The following is a 16,807-nucleotide window of genomic DNA, read 5'->3' as shown; positions in this document are numbered from 1 at the left end:
CGATTACTTCAACACATACCCGTATAACCGTTTAATGCCATCGGCATCGGTTTCACTATAAACGCCCTGCAACTCCGGCGAGAACCCAGGCAGCATATTCACCCCCTCTTCCAGCGCCAGGAAATAACGCTGTACCGCACCGCCCCAGACTTCGCCCGGCACTACGCACAGCACGCCCGGAGGATACGGCAGCGCCCCTTCCGCCGCGATACGGCCTTCAGCATCACGAATGCGCACCAGTTCAACATCACCACGAATAAAGGCGCTGTGGGCATCCTGTGGGTTCAGCGCCACCGTCGGGAAACTCTCCTGACGGAACATCGCTTTTTGCAGATCCTTCACGTCAAAACTGACATACAGATCGTGCATCTCCTGACACAGTTCGCGCAGGGTGTAGTCGCGATAGCGCACCGGATATTTATTGAAGATAGTCGGAAGCACCTGTGCAAGCGGCGTGTCGTCTTCGATATGCTGTTCAAACTGTGCCAGCATCGCCGTTAAATGCGCCATTTTTTCCGGACTCTCGGCGGGCGTCAGCAGGAACAGAATCGAGTTGAGATCGCACTTCTCCGGCACAATACCGTTTTCACGCAGGTAATGGGCCAGAATGGTGGCCGGAATACCAAAATCAGTATAACGTCCGGTCTGCGCATCAATACCCGGCGTGGTGAGCAGCAGCTTGCACGGATCGACAAAATACTGATCGTCGGCATACCCTTCGAAGCCGTGCCATTTCGCTCCCGGCGCAAAGCTGAAGAAACGCCGCTCGCGGGCAATCACCTCGGTGGGATACGACTGCCACGCCTTACCCTCCACAACCGGCGGAATGAACGGCGCAAGCAGCTTACAATGGGTCAGGATAGCCTTACGCGCCTCAATCCCCAGCGTCACGCACTCTGCCCACAGACGTCGACCACTCTCCCCTTCGTGGATTTTGGCATTGACATCCAGCGCGGCAAACAGCGGGTAGAACGGACTGGTTGAAGCGTGCAGCATGAACGCATTGTTCAGCCGCTTATGCGGACAGAAACGCGCCTGACCACGAATGTGATTATCTTTCTTGTGGATCTGCGAGGTCTGTGAGAACCCGGCCTGCTGTTTATGCACCGACTGGGTGACAAAAATACCCGGATCGTTTTCATTCAGCTCCAGCAGCAGCGGCGAGCCGTCGGCCATCATTGGGATAAACTGCTCATAGCCGACCCAGGCAGAGTCAAACAGAATGTAGTCACAAAGATGACCGATTTTGTCGATCACCTGACGGGCATTGTAGATCGTGCCGTCGTAGGTTCCCAACTGGATGATTGCCAGCCTGAAGGGACGCGGCAACTCTGCCTTTTCTGCGGCTATGTCGCGGATCTGTTCGCGCAGATACGCTTCATCAAAGCAGTGTTCATCGATCCCACCGATAAAACCAAACGGGTTACGGGCAGCCTCCAGATATACCGGAGTCGCCCCCGCCTGAATAAGCGCACCGTGGTGATTCGATTTGTGGTTGTTGCGATCGAACAGCACCAGATCACCCCGCGTCAGCAGCGCATTGGTGACCACTTTATTCGCCGCTGACGTGCCGTTCAGGACAAAATAGGTTTTATCGGCATGGAAGACTTTGGCGGCAAACTTTTGCGCATCTTTGGCTGACCCCTCGTGAATCAGCAAATCCCCCAATTTCACGTCGGCATTGCACATGTCGGCACGAAAAACATTTTCACCAAAGAAGTCATAGAAATGACGCCCGGCTGGGTGCTTTTTAAAGAATGCACCGTGCTGATGTCCCGGACAGGCGAACGTGCTGTTTTTCATTTCCACATACTGCGTCAGCGTGTCGTAAAACGGCGGCAGAAGGTCTTCCTCATACAGGCTGGCGGCAGATTCCAGCTCCAGCCACTCCTGCGCAGTACCGCGAATAACGGCGGTCGCGCCTGCGGGTAGAGCTATGTTCTCTTCGGTGAGAATAAAGACCGGCAGATGAAAGCCCGTGCGTTTGAGTAACGCAAGAATGCCGCTACGGCTATCGGTAACGGTCATGACGACGGCAGCGACATCGGTAAAGTCGGTACTGTCCAGCGCCACAACGCCGCGATGAGTAGATAAACGAGAAACCAGTTCACTACTGGCGGCAATGTTCATTGATTTCATAAGCGCAAAAACCCGTTTCGGGAGAATAAGAGTCCCGGACAAGGCTCATTGCCCTGCCCCACGAGATGTTTAGGTCAAACTGGTCACCAGCTCCGACCGCCAGACATCAGTAAAAGCAGACCGTTTCTGATTTTACTGTTGTCCTGCAGTGAGCATACGTTGCCCTCACCGCATGGTGAGTAAGAAGGAAGGAATAACGAGAAGGGGCAGCCATCGCGCTAACCGGCGATGCGAAAGGCGATGTGGAGGTGTTGCGTTCATCCCATGCGGCCCCGAACAGACTGGAGAAAATTCGCGCAATCATGGCACCTTTAACCAGGAGGGGCAAGATTTAATTCTTATGCACACTTGTTGCGGTTAAACAACACTGTAAATGAGAACCAGGTCATAATAATGCACTTTGAAAACATAATGAGCAGGAGCTTACGTGGTAATTGGACCTTTTATTAACGCCAGCGCCGTTTTGGTGGGTGGTGTTATTGGCGCCCTTCTTAGCCAACGTTTGCCGGAACGGATTCGTCTCTCCATGACCTCTATTTTCGGTCTCGCGTCACTTGGCATTGGGATCTTACTGGTGGTCAAATGCGCCAATCTTCCGGTTATGGTGCTGGCAACGCTGGTCGGCGCGCTAATTGGTGAGTTTTGCTATCTGGAAAAGGGGATCAACACCGCCGTCGCCAAAGCGCAGACACTCTTTATGCGGTCGGGTAAAAAGCAGCCCCATGAATCGTTTATCCAGAATTATGTCGCCATCATTGTCCTTTTCTGCGCCAGCGGGACGGGGATTTTTGGGGCTATGCGCGAAGGAATGACCGGCGATCCGAGCATCCTGATTGCTAAATCCTTCCTCGATTTCTTTACCGCCATGATCTTCGCCTGCTCTCTGGGTATCGCCGTGTCGGCTATCGCGGCTCCGATGCTGCTCATCCAGCTTTCACTGGCGACCTGCGCGGCGCTGATATTGCCGCTCACCACCCCCGCAATGATGGCCGATTTCAGTTCGGTCGGGGGATTATTGCTGGTCGCCACTGGTTTACGCATCTGCGGGATTAAGATGTTTGCCGTGGTCAATATGCTCCCGGCGCTGCTCCTCGCCATGCCGCTTTCCGCAGCCTGGACCGCGTATTTCGCTTGAGAATGCGTGCAATAACAGCAAAGTGGTGATAGATTGTGCAGTCTGCGTTGAATTGAAGAAATTTCGTTGACGAAACGAGGCGGATCGGTTTTAATGCGCCCCGTTGCCCGGATAGCTCAGTCGGTAGAGCAGGGGATTGAAAATCCCCGTGTCCTTGGTTCGATTCCGAGTCCGGGCACCACTTATTCAGAGAACCCGCCCAAAAGGCGGGTTTTTGCTTTTAGCGAACCGGACTCTTCATCGAACTCCGTTCGATTATTCGCCGCAAGCGGCTCACCCCTTCGGGGCCAGCGCGACAAGCGCGCTGTTCAACGCCTGCGGCGTTAGTCCGAGTCCGGCACCACTTATTCAGAGAACCCGCCCAAAAGGCGGGTTTTTGCTTTTAGCGAACCGGACTCTTCATCGAACTCCGTTCGATTATTCGCCGCAAGCGGCTCACCCCTTCGGGGCCAGCGCGACAAGCGCGCTGTTCAACGCCTGCGGCGTTAGTCCGAGTCCGGGCACCACTTATTCAGAGAACCCGCCCAAAAGGCGGGTTTTTGCTTTCAGGACTACGGTCGATTTCTGGTCGGTGCAACACATTATTGATGTGCTGGATCTCTCGCCATTTTTGCAGATACTTGCTCTTTTTAAAGGCATCGATGCTCTTTAATTGGTTTTCTCTTAATTTTCACCATGAGCTGTCTGCGTTCAGTTTAGGATCATCATATTTCTAATTATTCCTGGAGATTAAAACCTAAGGGAATATCTGACTTGGCTGTAAACAGAAGATATTAGTATTATATGGGTAAATAACACTAATATTCTCAGTCAGGAATACCCCCCTACTAACCGGATACTTTCAACAGCGGCCTAATTATTAAAAAAAAGCAGATCAATTCACACTAAAAAAGTCGCTCTTCCCATAGGCTGTAGGCGCTGGTTCCGGCAATACAGTGTTCCTGAGTGAGACTTTCATAAGTGAACGATACCGTTTCCTCTGGCTGACCACCGCTGTCGGCAATGGTATGAGGAACTGACAGGTGGATATCTGAAATTCGTGCCTTAATCAGTTTCACTTTGTAATACAGTTCATTGATACCGAAACGGTTGGTACGATAAAATTCAAAATCACACGTCAGGCATTCGTTTTCGGTAATAGCTTTGCTCAGTAACGGCGTAGATTTATCCACCGGCTTATGGATGTTAAGGCTAAGATGATTCACGTTCTGTGCGCGGGTAAGCCCATGAGACAACCCCAGCACCATAATCTGATCCCTGTGCGTAATCTGTGCCTTATTGCCAATGGAAGCTTGGGAAGAGCAACCTGCTGAGATCAGCCCCTGAAGGTCGCCGTTCAGTGTCAAATAAACCGGATTTGCCATGATAAACTCCTTTTATTTCGTCGCTATTTTTCGGGTTTAGTTTTCTTTTCCGGCATTTCGCCGTTTTTCAATAGCAGCCAGCGGCTTAACACACCGTCCAGCCGTTCATTAATCTGTTTTTCCAGGGCCTCAGCATTCTGTCCCTGTACGCGGGCATCCTGATACTGCGTCAACAGTGCCTCCAGCGGAGCCTCCTGACCCAGCCCCCGCTCAGCCTGCCAGATAACGTTCTTTATATAAGAAAGAGTCAGCCCTTCTTTCTCGCGCTGCATCACCAGGTCAGCAAAGGCGTGTAAATCCTGGCGGGTCTGCAACCAGCCCCGTAGCTGTGGACTGTTCTGCGCACGGTTTTTCAGAATATCGTTCCACTGTGCGGTTGCCTGCTGCTGTTGCAGGCTCTCCGGCCAGAGACTGTCCGCCGTTCGCATCATCTGCATTCCAGTTTCCAGCAGTTGCAGCGGCGACGTTTCGGGAAGTTGTTGCAGGCGTTCATCATAAGTGTCCAGTTCCGGGGAGACCAACCAGATGCTGGCTGCTCCCTGAGCGGTATCACGAACTTGCGCGAGTTGACGTTGCAGGGGATGTACCAGCCACCACCAGAGTGAGATCGAAATAACAGCAGTACAGGCGACACCGGTTACGAAACCTTTCAGCAGACTGCCTGTCCTTGCGTTATCTGCATTCTCCGACATACCACGCACTCTCACCCGCATTTCTGGCAACTCGGGGAGTGGCGGCACGGACTCTGCCGTAGTGGAAAGAGTACTTTCAGGCGTGTAGACCAGCGTTCTGACCATCGGCTGAGAGGAAGTATCAACACTACTTTTGGGCAGCGGCTCAAGGCACTTTCTTGTATTTTGAATAAAATATAATAGGTTATCCACACGCGGCTGGCGCTTCAGCTCCACCTGCTGGAGCTTGTCACTGATCATCTGTAAAGCACGTTCAGTACGATGCAGCAGCGGCAGATCGTTTTCCGCAAAAGATATCTGCTGGCGCAGAATATTCCCGGTACGGGTATTGAACCAGTCCAGCATCTCTGTCCGTGCAGAACCGCCCTGCGGCCAAAATTTATCCCATTCATGCGTAATCATCGCCGCCAGCAATTCGGTTCCTTCGCAGAAACCCACCAGCCCCTGCGTGCGGGTGCGTGCCAGCGTATAGTATGTCGCAGTGTGTAGATCCACTCCGTTGGTTTTGAAAATAGCCAGTGCCAACGATTCCACCAACCTCCAGTTCAGCTCCGGTTGCGACGGATGGCTGGCCTTGTTGATTTCCTCGCGAATCGCGATAAATTCCGGCAGGTTACGTGGGTCAACCCCCGTAGTAATGGTCTGAGTATAATCAGATGAATTCATTTTATTTCTTATCCACTGATGTTACAGGTGCTGAGGTATTATCAGGCTTATCATCCTCAGGATGATATTCAAATTGTTCGCACATTTTGAGATCTTTCACATAGTGAGCGCCTGAAAGAGGGCCTCTAAGTCCACAAGAAAAGTACTTCCCCAAAGGAAAAAAAGAAATATACAATGATAGAGGGAGAGTAAGGATAAATGCGATAATAATATAGCCGAAGATAACCTTTGAGAGGTTACCCCATAATTTCGCGAGGTGAAAAGTAAAAGGGAGGAACAAAAATAAAAACACCAATACATCAAAGTACCCTATAACAGGGAGATATAAAAATGCGAGCACGTCCCTCCAACTGTAGTAGACGGTATCCGCACCTGCAATAATATATATTATTGCAGTACCAGAAACATCGGCAAAAAAAACCAACGCACCAGTTAGTACCGTAACGGAAAATAAACACAAAAGAATAAATTTCATTTTTTCTTTTAATGGCATTTTTCTCGCTGCTATTTCCGGTATTTTTTGCATAAAAATTCCTTACCAGCGTGCATTCATCAGGCCAAATGTAAAGGGATCGGCATGTTCAAAATTCCACCTATTGATGTCCTCCTGGGCCGTCATCCCCTCTCGGATTACTGCAATTAACTTGTCAGATAAATGATATTTACTGTCCAGATAATCTAACGCAAGAGTAATTAAGAAACCTATAGCCACAATCAGCACTATCCCCGCCACAACAGGAAATACAATACCAGCAGAAGCAGCAACTGTAGAGAAAAGCCCACCGGCCATAACCAGAATTTTTGTCACAAAAATCGTAACAATAATTTTTGCAACATCCATCGTAATATTACCAATAAAGGCCGCCACATCATGGTCTGATTTAAAAATGAGTTCTACCGTGTGCCAGGCAAGTGAAAACCAGAGACAAAACTTCGCACCTTCGATGATACCGCTATTAATGCCTGCTTTGCCAATCCCCAACTCCAGTACCCGGGGATTGTTAATTTTATAGCGAGTCCCCTGAAGAATACGCCGCAGCGACGCATAACCGGTAATTTTAACGTACACCTGTCCACCATGCTTGAACTGAATAGCTTTAATCCCGAGTCCCTTTAACCGGTAAATGATTTTATCCGCCTCAGCATAACTTATCAGTTTGCTGATATTCTTCCCCCCGGTCGCAGCATCTTTGATATTTCCTGCGTAAGTAGTGGCAAGCTTCACCGGACCACTGCTACACAAATCATCCACTACACCCTGAGCCTCTTCCAGTGTCAGTAACATAATATGCTGCGTATTCTTCTCAAACGCCTCTGCCAGTCCCAATGTGTCAAGAATATAGGGATGCTGCGGAATTAACTGATTGATCGGGACATTACCACGCAGTGTATCACCGAGATAATCCGCCCATGACGGATTCTGGTCACTGAATTTAGACATTCCTGCCTCCATAAATTCTGGATATGAAAGGTGCTGGCAAACGTCGGGGCGTTTTTTGCCCCTGCCGTTGCAATTTGTACATCCACCTGTTGAAATGCATCATCATCACGTCCTGTATCTTCAGCATCCGACAATTACCTCCTCAGTAAAGCGTATCCGGCAGCCGGAACTGGCTGAACAGCCCGCCGCTGAATGGGTTGTCTTCAGTGTCAGCGTGTATCCGGTAGACCATCGCGCCACCGTCAACGTTAAAGCGCACGCTGAATGTTCCCTCTTCCACGCTGGTTAGCTGTCCGGCTCCGAACAGGCGGAACTGCGCCCACGGCCCGTTGAAACTGATACTGCGCGGTGCGCCACCGCTGGTACCCACCAGCGTCAGCTTGCTTTCATTGCCTTCGCGCATGTTGTTCGGCCAGACCAGATGCGCGGTGTAGTTACGACCCTGGCTGTAGTCCACTAACTGACCGTCGAGGTTCAACACGCTACGGCGTTTGTTGCCGGAAAGCGAAACGGTCTCCACCGCAAACTGCGTTCCCAGGCCATTCTGTTTACTGAAGAAGATGTCGCGGATTTTCTGTGCGGTATCCAGTTGCCGGATGACATCCTCACGGATAATGACACCGTCGCCCCCGTCACGGCTCAGGTCATTTTCAATGAACAGTTTCAGGTTTTGCTGCCAGAAAGTATCCAGCACGCCATCCGGTTTAAAGAAGCGCTCAAATGCATCCAGAGACACATCCTGCGAAGAACGAGGATTAAATGGATAACTATTTGCCAGTTGTTCGTTAAACGGTTTTACCACGTTGTCGCGCCAGTCAATTTCCATATAGTGAACCGCTTCTACCATCACCACATGCCAGGCCTGATCTGCCAGTTTTCCCACCCAGCGGTTAAGCGGCGCAGGCAGAGTTTTCGCCATCTGCCGGGTCGCAAAAATAGGGTCGCTGCTGTTCTGGTCAAGGCGTAACTGAACGGCTTTGAGTGCCGATTTACCGGGTACCGGTGCGTTCTGGATAGCCAGCAGATAGCGGTGCAATTCCGTTAACTGCTGATAGACCGCTTGCAGGGTATTTTCTTTATTATTCTGAACCGCCAGCGTGCTGTTTTCCGGCGCAAACTCATGACCGAGACGGGTCAGCAGACGATAATCCGGCTCTCCCAATGCTTCTGCGCGTTCTTTATCAGATAGCTTTTCGGAAAGAACGGTCGGCTGTGTGTTATCCCGCAACGCCGTCAACGCTCGTTGTAGAGGCTGGTCGCCGCTGATAATCTGCTCCAGCGCGGCGGTTAACTGCGCAATGGATTCATAATCGCGTACGTTAAGGTTATCCATCCCTGACCGCCAGGTGGCGGTGTAGTCACTAATATACTGTTCGGTTAACTGGCGCTGGATTTCAGCACGGTCTGCGTCACTGTATTTAACACTGTGAATAATATTCAGTACCCAGGAATCCATTGCCGTCAGTTCCACCAGTTCATCACGCTGCTTCACAAAATAACTCTGGAGCCCATAGCGGGTAAGAAACTGCGGGACAACCAGCTTATTGTCATCTGAGGAAACAAATACCTGTTCGAATGTTGGGCCAACCTGATCGCGCAGGTTCAAATCGGCGGACAGTACTCCCAACGCCCGGGTTTTAAGGCTCTGGTAGACCCGCTGGTAAACGGGCAGTTTGCTTAACTCTTTCTGTGCTGACACCACCGGTTTGTCATACGGTGCCCAACGACCGATCGCGTCCCCATCACCCGCAGCACGTTCAGCATGCCAGTCGGTATGTTTCAGCGCATAGTCGAGATGAGACATCAGTTGCACTTGGGTATCGCGCTGGCCGTGGAACTTATCACTCCAGCGCTTCGCCATGTATTGCTTCACTACGTCATTATTACGTCCGCTTTTGTCCTCCAGCATTCTCATCACTCGCAGCACGGCGAGTTTTTCTTCGCTCTCCGGTGGGGCGGCATCCATTTCTTTCACCAGACCGTTGAACAAGGCGGGCAGATAACGCTGCTCCAGTAGTTGCAGATAGGTTTGCTCCACATACGGCCCGACACGCCTTCCCTGGTACAACCCCATATCGGCCAGTCGACTGCGATCGTCCCAGTCGCCGTAGGCCAACGTCGCATCGCGTACTGGATTGAGTAATGGCAATTGTAGATCACCGTAGTCATCCATCCCCTGGGGTGGCCTGATCGCCATAAAGGCCTGAGCTTGTTTCAGTACCTGGATACCGGAGGCGTAGTTAACATCGTAATAATGGTGCCAGCCGATGATGAGCAATAGCGCCAACGCTCCACCCGCGGCAGAAAAGACGGTAAGACGTCTACGGCTGCTTACCAGCCAGGCGCGGCTTTCGCCAGCCAGGTTCGGCTCCGACAGAAGTACCTGGGGAAACAGATTGCGGGTAAAGTAAGGTACGGTATCCACCAGTGGCCAGGCACTTAGCGGATTACTGCCGAGCCGGTATTGCCGGGCGGCAGACTGTGTAAAGATGTCATCCATCTGACCGCGTTGCAGTGATGACGTCAGATACACGCCACGCAGCATCACGTCCATATTTTCACCGTCCAGAAGACCATCAAGCAGGGTCACCAGAGACTCCCTGCTTCCCTGCATCTGGCGAATAAAACTGAACAATGAACTGCGCATATGGCTCTGCGCCAACATCAGATCGGGCATGGACTGGTTCATCCGTTCGCACCAGTCCTGCCAGAAAGCGTTCAGTTCGGTACGCCAGTCTTCACTTTCATGGGCGCTGAGAGTAAACGTAACCCCGAGGATGGTATCGCGATCTTTTTTGTTCAGCGACTGAAACAGGGCTGCAAAACCGTACAATAAGTCCAGCCGGGTCAGCACCACGTAAACCGGTAACTGGCAGTGAAGATACTGACGTATATCCTGCAAACGGCTACGCAGCGTCTGCAACAGATGTTCGCGGCGGCGTTTGTCGGCCGTCAACAGGTCGGGTAAATCGAGGGTGAGAATGATCCCGTTCAGCGGTTGGCGGGCACGTTTTTCCACCAGCCATCCCAGTAGATGTTCCCATAAGCGGCGATGCAGAATATCCGCATCAGGTTGTTCACAGAGTGCGCCGTCAATATCAAAAATCACCGCCTGTTTGCCAACATGTGGCGTCAGATATACGCGTTGCTCTGCACCGCGTACCGCTTCCGGTGTATAAATGATATCGGATGGGAAACCTTCCCGTAACAGGGTGGTTTTGCCGCTCCCGGCAGGACCGATAACCATATACCACGGCAATTGCCACAGGTAACGGCGGTTGTCGAGATGACGCTGTAAACGCAGCAGCCACCTGTCGAGGTAGCGCTGTTGAATATTCAACTCCACACTGAGCGGGTCCTGCGCTTCCTCGCGCTGCAACTTTTGCTGTTTCTCAAGCTGCTGCAGACGCTTCATCACCCGGACAGTCAGCCACCCCAGGGCGACAATCCCCCACGCCGCTGTCGCCAGCCAGCGGTTTGTCAGCGGTTTGAGCCAATGTTCGTCATAGAATGACCATGACGGGCCTTTCCACCAGATCCATACCAGCAGAAAGATCCATGCCAGCACCAATAGCCATAACGCGGAGACCTTAAATTTTGGCATCGCCGGTCGCAAAACAGATTTCATTCCGCTGAAGAGTCGGGGGGTCGGTAATCTCACAAAAACTCCTGTTGTTTCTTACTGTTCTGCCGTGAACTTCTGCTTGAGCTGTTTGAAGAGTGAGGGCTCCCAGTCTGCCACCACCATTCGCAAGCCTTCTTCGGACAGCATCCGGTATTGTTGCTGCGCAAGTTTTACCATTCCGGCCTCTTCCATTAGCTGAGCGCCCTGGTACAGGCGGTGGAACTGATCGCGGGGATCGCCTTCTGGCAATGTCTCCAGGTACTGCAGTGCAGCTTCCAGCCCTTGCTCGGTAAAACATGCCCTGGCAGCTTGCATTTCCTCTGTGGATTGCAGTACTGGTACGGCCTGACTGTGGGATGTTGATGAGGTCAGCCACCGTTTTGTCTGCTCGCTGATAAAAGGTGTGCGGTCGTTAAACAGCAGATCGGCAAGCGCCGGAAGACGCGCAAGAAAAAAACCAGCTTCCTCACGGATGGCCTCTTCTGCCTGCCTGTACCCGAGACGCTGTGCTATCTGTGCGGAAAGGTAATGCCCGTCCAGCCAGTACGGAGCCAGCAGCAGGCTCTGCTCCACCTGCTGCCACAGCGCCAGATCCACGCAGGTTAACCGGGACTGATACTCTGCAGCCATATCAGCAGAAACCGCCGCCAGCGGGGTACGACCATCACTCTCGGCCGGAGGCGTGCTGGTAATGGTTTGCCAAAGCGCATGGCGGCGTAGACGGTAGCCCAGCGGCGAGTCAGGTTTGCGTTCGCAAAGGATAGCGGCGACTTTCAGCAACGTGTCGCGCCAGGCAGTATCGTCGTGACTGTCGACAGTCACCTGCGGAGCCGGAACAGCAGGCACGGTGGTGATAGTCTGCGGGGCGTCACGTGCAGGTATGGTGACATCCTGCGGTACGTTGTCAGACATTCCCTGAGAGGAAGATAACGCAGGCCCGGCATCATGGAATGCGCGCTGAAAAAGTACGAGCAGATCATCCGTCGCCAGTGCCAGTTCTGGAACATCCTGCATCCGCCAGCTTTGCGCCAGTGTCGCCAGTTCACCCAACACCGCGTCGCGCTGTGCTGTGGTCGCTTTTCCTACAAAACCGGGTATACCTGCGTCAAAACGTTTTATGACCTGTGCTGCAAAACGTTTTTTGTGCGACATGCGCGGCGCAGTCACTGCCCAGTAATGCTCTACGTACAGCGCCAGCAGGCGCAGGGCCAGCGGCAGGTTGCCTGCATGTTGCAGAGTACGCAACAAATGCGCCAGCAGACGAAAATCTTTACACTCTGAGGCCAGAAGCACCAGTCCCCGACGCTGTATTTCCGCAATATCAAGCTGACCGTGCGCCAGCGAACCGAGTTTGACGATTTCTCCGTCAATATACTCCCACTCAGGAGAGTCATCTTTCAGAGCGCCGCTCAGTTTTTCTTCCGGTAGTGTTTCCAGCAGGTGCGAAATCCAGACATTCGGGTCACGCAGATCCATTGCCATTTCTTATTCTCCCGCCCAATGACAGGCTTCACGCAGCGGGGCGATAGCCTGCGCCAGTCCATTGATATTAAAAGTGAGTTTTCCGGCAGCGCTCTCCGGACCGGTATCAATAGTAAGCGTCTTCGCGCCAAACAGCTGTTTAATCTCGTCGATGCCGGATAATCCCCGGCTGGATTCCAGAAGCGTGCCGTTTTCACGCACAAACCAGCGGCTGTGGAATGTTTTGTCATCGGCACTCAGGCTGACGGCGATATCATGTGTATCCATCGCTTTGATCAGCGCCACCTGCATTCGGGTAATATTGTCCACACAACTCAACATCAGCACCGGGCGCGGCGGAACATGACCAATAGCTGGCGTGGTGATCACCACCATCGGACGTTCTCCTGGCGTCTGCGTTACCAGCAGTTCCGTACTCTTATCCTGACGGCGTTTCTCCTGCTCCGTGGCGCGAGTCCAGGCTTCCCCCACAAAACTGGCCCTGACCAGCGCACCGTTAAACCCCGCCGGTGAAAGAGGGGCGAGCAAATTGTCATAACAGTCAAGACGTTCCAGGGCTGCTGATTCACGACGACAGGCCTGCATTGCCTGTAGCGTCGCCTGCTCGTCATCTGATATAGCCGCAGCTGTACCCTGCACGATGCCAGATGCAGAGGGTGTTTCTGCGGGTACGGATCCGGCAAACAGTCCTGTCAGCAGGCCGACCGCTAACAGCCAGAACTGGCGTGTAACGCGCATCCCACTCATAAAGTGATGCCATCCGTTTCCTGCGACAACACGGGCTCATCGGCGGATGGAACATCCTGCACATCTGCCATGAATCTCCCTTCTGACACCGACAACCGAATGCTGGCAATGGGTGTGTTTGAGGCCATTTTCTGCAATAACAATAATGAGAGTGGCGGCAGCATTTCGCCGTCAATCACGGACTCCAGCATCCTCGCGCCATTTTCAGCGCGGGTCACGCGGCTCATGATTTCATCAGTGACTTCCGGTTCAATCATGATGTCCGCGCTAAAGCGGCTGCGCAGTACATTGTCCAGACGGGCAAGCTTTCCGGCGATAATGATGGCGAGCGTCTCTTTTGATAACGGCAGGTATGGCACCACTTCCATCCTCGCCAGTAACGCCGGTTTGAAGAAGTCTGCCAGCACCGGGTACAACGCTTCCTGCATAATTTCCGGGTTGTCGGCATGTTCGACAATCACCTGGTAACCGAGGTTGGAGGTGAGGAAAAAGACGATATTTTTACAGTCAATCAACCGGCCTTCGCCATCTGCCATTTCGCCCTTGTCGAATGCCTGGTAAAACAGGTTGAGCACGTCCGGATGGGCTTTTTCCACTTCATCCAGCAGCACCACGGAATACGGTTTTTGACGGATAGCTTCGGTCAGCACACCGCCTTCACCATAGCCGACATAGCCCGGCGGGGAACCAATCAGGCGCGAAACGGTGTGTTTTTCCTGGAACTCAGACATATTGATGGTCGTCAGGTACTGGCGACCACCGTAAAGCAGTTCAGCCAATTGCAATACGGTTTCGGTTTTACCCACGCCGCTGGGACCCGCCAGCAGAAATGCGCCGAGTGGGCGTCCCGGACGACGCAAATCGGCGCGTGCGGTGAGAAGATGTTTATGCAGGTGCTTAATGGCCAGATCCTGACCTTTAATTGTGTCGCCCAACCACAACGGCAGATCGGTGATAACTGACATTTCATTCTGTGACAGGCGGTTAAGCGGCACGCCGGTCCATTCGGCAATCACGGAAGCGATCTGTTTTTTATCGACGTGCGGGGAAACCAGTAACTGCGCGTTATGCAGGTCGTCCAGTTCGGCGGTCAGTTGGGCCAGCCGTTCTGCGAGAGATAGGGTTTCCGCTTCATTAGCCTTATCAGTGAGGGATGCATTGCCATCGGTTTCCAGTGTGGCCAATAATTGCTGGCGCAGCGCGATAATAGCCTGCACCCGTGTCTGTTGTTGACGCCAGGCCTCTTCCAGCGCCTTCAACTCATTCTGTGCATCATCATGTCGAACATGAACTTCATCCAGCCGGGCGGTATCAGTATGTAATCCAATACGAATTTCCCGCTCAAGCTGGCGGATTTCCGCTTCGTACTGATGGCATTGGGTGGCGAGGGCAGATATTTTCTTTGGCGGCGATGAGAGGTTAATCGCCACACGGGCGCAGGCGGTATCCAACACATCGATAGCTTTATCAGGTAACTGACGTCCGGAAAGGTAGCGCTCGCTTAAACTGGCTGCCGCCTGTAAGGCTTCATCATCGATCAGCACGCCGTGAGACTGCTCATACACCGCCGACAGGCCGCGCAGAATAACAGTCGCTTCCGCCGCCGTAGGTTCACTGACCTTCACAAGCTGAAAACGGCGCGACAGGGCAGCATCTTTCTCAAAATATTTTTTGTACTCGCTCCAGGTAGTGGCGGCGATCGTTTTCAGTTCGCCACGCGCCAGCGCCGGTTTGAGCAGGTTAGAGATATCAAGCCCTCCTTGCTGGTTGCCCGCGCCAATCAGAGTATGTGCTTCATCAATAAATAATATGACGGGTGCTGGCGAGGAAATCACTTCCGCCATCAGCCCTTTAAAGCGCTTCTCAAACTCGCCTTTCACTGATGCTCCGGCCTGCAATGCGCCGAGATCCAGTGTCATAATGTCGGTGTTTTTCAGCTTATCCGGTACCTGGCCTGCAACAATGCGCAACGCCAACCCTTCAATCAGCGCGCTTTTACCGACGCCCGCTTCGCCCACAACCACCGGGTTGTTCTTGCGCCGGCGGCAGAGAATGTCGATCATCAGATCAATTTCATGGTCGCGACATAGCACAGGATCGAGCCGACCATGACGGGCATCCTCCGTCATATTCTTCGTGTAGCGCGCAAGCAAACTGTCCCCCGTCTCTGCCAACACGCTGACAACCTGCCCGTCCGTACTCTGTATCGCCGTTTCCGCCGACTTCCACGTCCACTGAGCAAAATCCTGTTGCAGACAATCGCGATTAATACCGGTCAGCAAGCGGGCGGCAGCAGGCGGCACATAGCGCAAAGGGGAATGCAGCAAGGCCAGAAGGAGCACGCCACCGCGCAGTTCACTGTGCTGCATCTCGGCTGATGCCAGCAACCAACCTTCTTTCAGCCACTCAACCAGCATCGGCGAAAACGCCGGGTAGCTCTCCGTTGTTCGCGAAGTCGCGTAACTTTCCACTATTAACGCCCGGCGAAGTTCACTCGCGTCAATCTCCGCCTGTTCAGCAATCACTCTTATATCGCTGCGTACCATCGCCAGCATCTGCAACAGTACATGTGCCACGGTAATTTCCGTTGCCTGCTGACTCATACATTCTGCCGCGGCGGCCTCCAGTGCCTGCCGGGAAAACGCATTCAGATGCTTAACCAGAGAGGCCAGATTAATCTGGATCATATGTGTATCCTTACCTGGCAAGCAGCCGGTTCAGTTGATGCAAAATATCCTGCGTCTGACTGTCCAGTCGCAGCATCCAGAACAGATAAAACAGTGCCAGCACGACAATACCGCCAACGAAGATATGTTTAATGGTCAGCCGCTTTATCAGTTGATAGCGCCCGCCCTGTGTTTTCTTATCCTGATGCAGTAGCGGAAACGGTGCATCGCCGCGCAGGGTATGCAGGACGTGGTGCAGGCGGCGGTAGATCTGATCAAATTCCCCTTGATCCTGGACGGCCACTTTGTAGCGCCCGCGAAATCCCAGCGAAAAGCAAAGAAATATAAACTCAAGCAGATCCTGATAACGCTTCGGTTCACGTATCAGGCGTTCGAGCAGAATAAAAATCTTCTCCCCTCCCCACGCTTCATTGTGAAAATGGACCAGCAACGACTGTTTGATCCATTCATTTTTGTTTGACCAGCCGTTACCCAATGCTGCTTCATCGATAAAGGTGCAAAGAACATAGCGAAACGAGACAATCACACCCGGTTCGTAGCCCTGCTCCTGAAGCAGTTGCTCCACAGCCTGAACGTCCGTCACGACCTGCGCAAAAAGGTGTTCCGGCATGCTCTGACTGTTCATCCCATCCACGCGCATGACCATCCCCAGCAGTGGCGTGGCGGCGTCAATCATCGGGTTGAGACTGTTTCCGCGCAGGGGGAGTCGATACTGGCGGCTGGAGAGGTCTTCACCCACATCGTGTACCACAGCACTCTTCTTATCCTGTGTATTCCCTGTAGCCTGGCGGTCATTCATGGCGTCCGACGGGAGGAACTGCTCGCTCAT

At 52.7% G+C, this 16,807-nt stretch carries 12 protein-coding genes and 1 tRNA gene; 3 read left to right on the top strand and 10 right to left on the bottom strand.

Going from position 1 to position 16,807, the window contains the following annotated elements; translation table 11 throughout:
• Nucleotides 1-3: 3 nt before the first annotated feature.
• Nucleotides 4-2,139: an ornithine decarboxylase gene (locus KI228_RS03880; protein WP_061070567.1), complete on the bottom strand. Its 2,136-nt coding sequence runs from the start codon at nt 2,137-2,139 to the stop codon at nt 4-6.
• A 427-nt stretch (nt 2,140-2,566) separates the two neighbouring features.
• Here KI228_RS03880 and KI228_RS03875 point away from each other — a divergent pair, with 427 nt between their 5' ends.
• The 3 genes from KI228_RS03875 to KI228_RS03865 all read left to right on the top strand — a co-directional run bounded on the left by KI228_RS03875 (nt 2,567) and on the right by KI228_RS03865 (nt 3,926).
• Nucleotides 2,567-3,274, top strand: a complete 708-nt coding sequence (locus KI228_RS03875) for a DUF554 domain-containing protein (RefSeq protein ID WP_058587586.1) — start codon at nt 2,567-2,569, stop codon at nt 3,272-3,274.
• 105 nt (nt 3,275-3,379) lie between these two features.
• Nucleotides 3,380-3,455, top strand: a tRNA-Phe gene (locus KI228_RS03870).
• A 195-nt stretch (nt 3,456-3,650) separates the two neighbouring features.
• Nucleotides 3,651-3,926: a hypothetical protein gene (locus tag KI228_RS03865; RefSeq protein WP_192575745.1), complete on the top strand. Its 276-nt coding sequence runs from the start codon at nt 3,651-3,653 to the stop codon at nt 3,924-3,926.
• Between the two features lie 232 nt (nt 3,927-4,158).
• Here KI228_RS03865 and KI228_RS03860 read toward each other — a convergent pair whose 3' ends face one another.
• The 9 genes from KI228_RS03860 to icmH form a co-directional block, all read right to left on the bottom strand.
• Nucleotides 4,159-4,638, bottom strand: a complete 480-nt coding sequence (locus KI228_RS03860; protein ID WP_058587577.1) for an Hcp family type VI secretion system effector — start codon at nt 4,636-4,638, stop codon at nt 4,159-4,161.
• 23 nt (nt 4,639-4,661) lie between these two features.
• Nucleotides 4,662-5,996 carry a VasL domain-containing protein gene (locus tag KI228_RS03855; RefSeq protein WP_061070569.1) on the bottom strand — a complete coding sequence of 445 codons (1,335 nt, stop codon included), beginning with the start codon at nt 5,994-5,996 and terminating at the stop codon, nt 4,662-4,664.
• Between the two features lies 1 nt (nt 5,997).
• Complete coding sequence (locus KI228_RS03850; protein WP_141227391.1) at nt 5,998-6,522, bottom strand: DUF1240 domain-containing protein; 525 nt, start codon at nt 6,520-6,522, stop codon at nt 5,998-6,000.
• A 9-nt stretch (nt 6,523-6,531) separates the two neighbouring features.
• Nucleotides 6,532-7,437, bottom strand: a complete 906-nt coding sequence (locus tag KI228_RS03845; RefSeq protein ID WP_061070571.1) for a hypothetical protein — start codon at nt 7,435-7,437, stop codon at nt 6,532-6,534.
• A 142-nt stretch (nt 7,438-7,579) separates the two neighbouring features.
• Nucleotides 7,580-11,065: a type VI secretion system membrane subunit TssM gene (gene tssM, locus KI228_RS03840; RefSeq protein ID WP_488175159.1), complete on the bottom strand. Its 3,486-nt coding sequence runs from the start codon at nt 11,063-11,065 to the stop codon at nt 7,580-7,582.
• Between the two features lie 51 nt (nt 11,066-11,116).
• Complete coding sequence (gene tssA, locus KI228_RS03835) at nt 11,117-12,538, bottom strand: type VI secretion system protein TssA (RefSeq protein WP_396426851.1); 1,422 nt, start codon at nt 12,536-12,538, stop codon at nt 11,117-11,119.
• 9 nt (nt 12,539-12,547) lie between these two features.
• Nucleotides 12,548-13,291, bottom strand: coding sequence for a type VI secretion system-associated protein VasI (gene vasI / locus KI228_RS03830; RefSeq protein WP_061070574.1), 744 nt, complete (start codon nt 13,289-13,291; stop codon nt 12,548-12,550).
• Complete coding sequence (gene tssH / locus KI228_RS03825) at nt 13,288-15,978, bottom strand: type VI secretion system ATPase TssH (protein WP_141227387.1); 2,691 nt, start codon at nt 15,976-15,978, stop codon at nt 13,288-13,290. The genes vasI and tssH overlap by 4 nt, the downstream gene beginning before the upstream one ends.
• A 10-nt stretch (nt 15,979-15,988) precedes the next feature.
• A complete protein-coding gene (gene icmH, locus KI228_RS03820) occupies nt 15,989-16,807 on the bottom strand; it encodes a type IVB secretion system protein IcmH/DotU (protein ID WP_371192194.1) in 819 nt (272 codons plus the stop codon).

It is taken from the genome of Citrobacter amalonaticus (assembly GCF_018323885.1).
Classification (GTDB): domain Bacteria; phylum Pseudomonadota; class Gammaproteobacteria; order Enterobacterales; family Enterobacteriaceae; genus Citrobacter_A; species Citrobacter_A amalonaticus.
The sequence above is the reverse complement of the archived record's forward strand: the minus strand, read 5'-3'. Positions and strand labels throughout refer to the sequence as shown.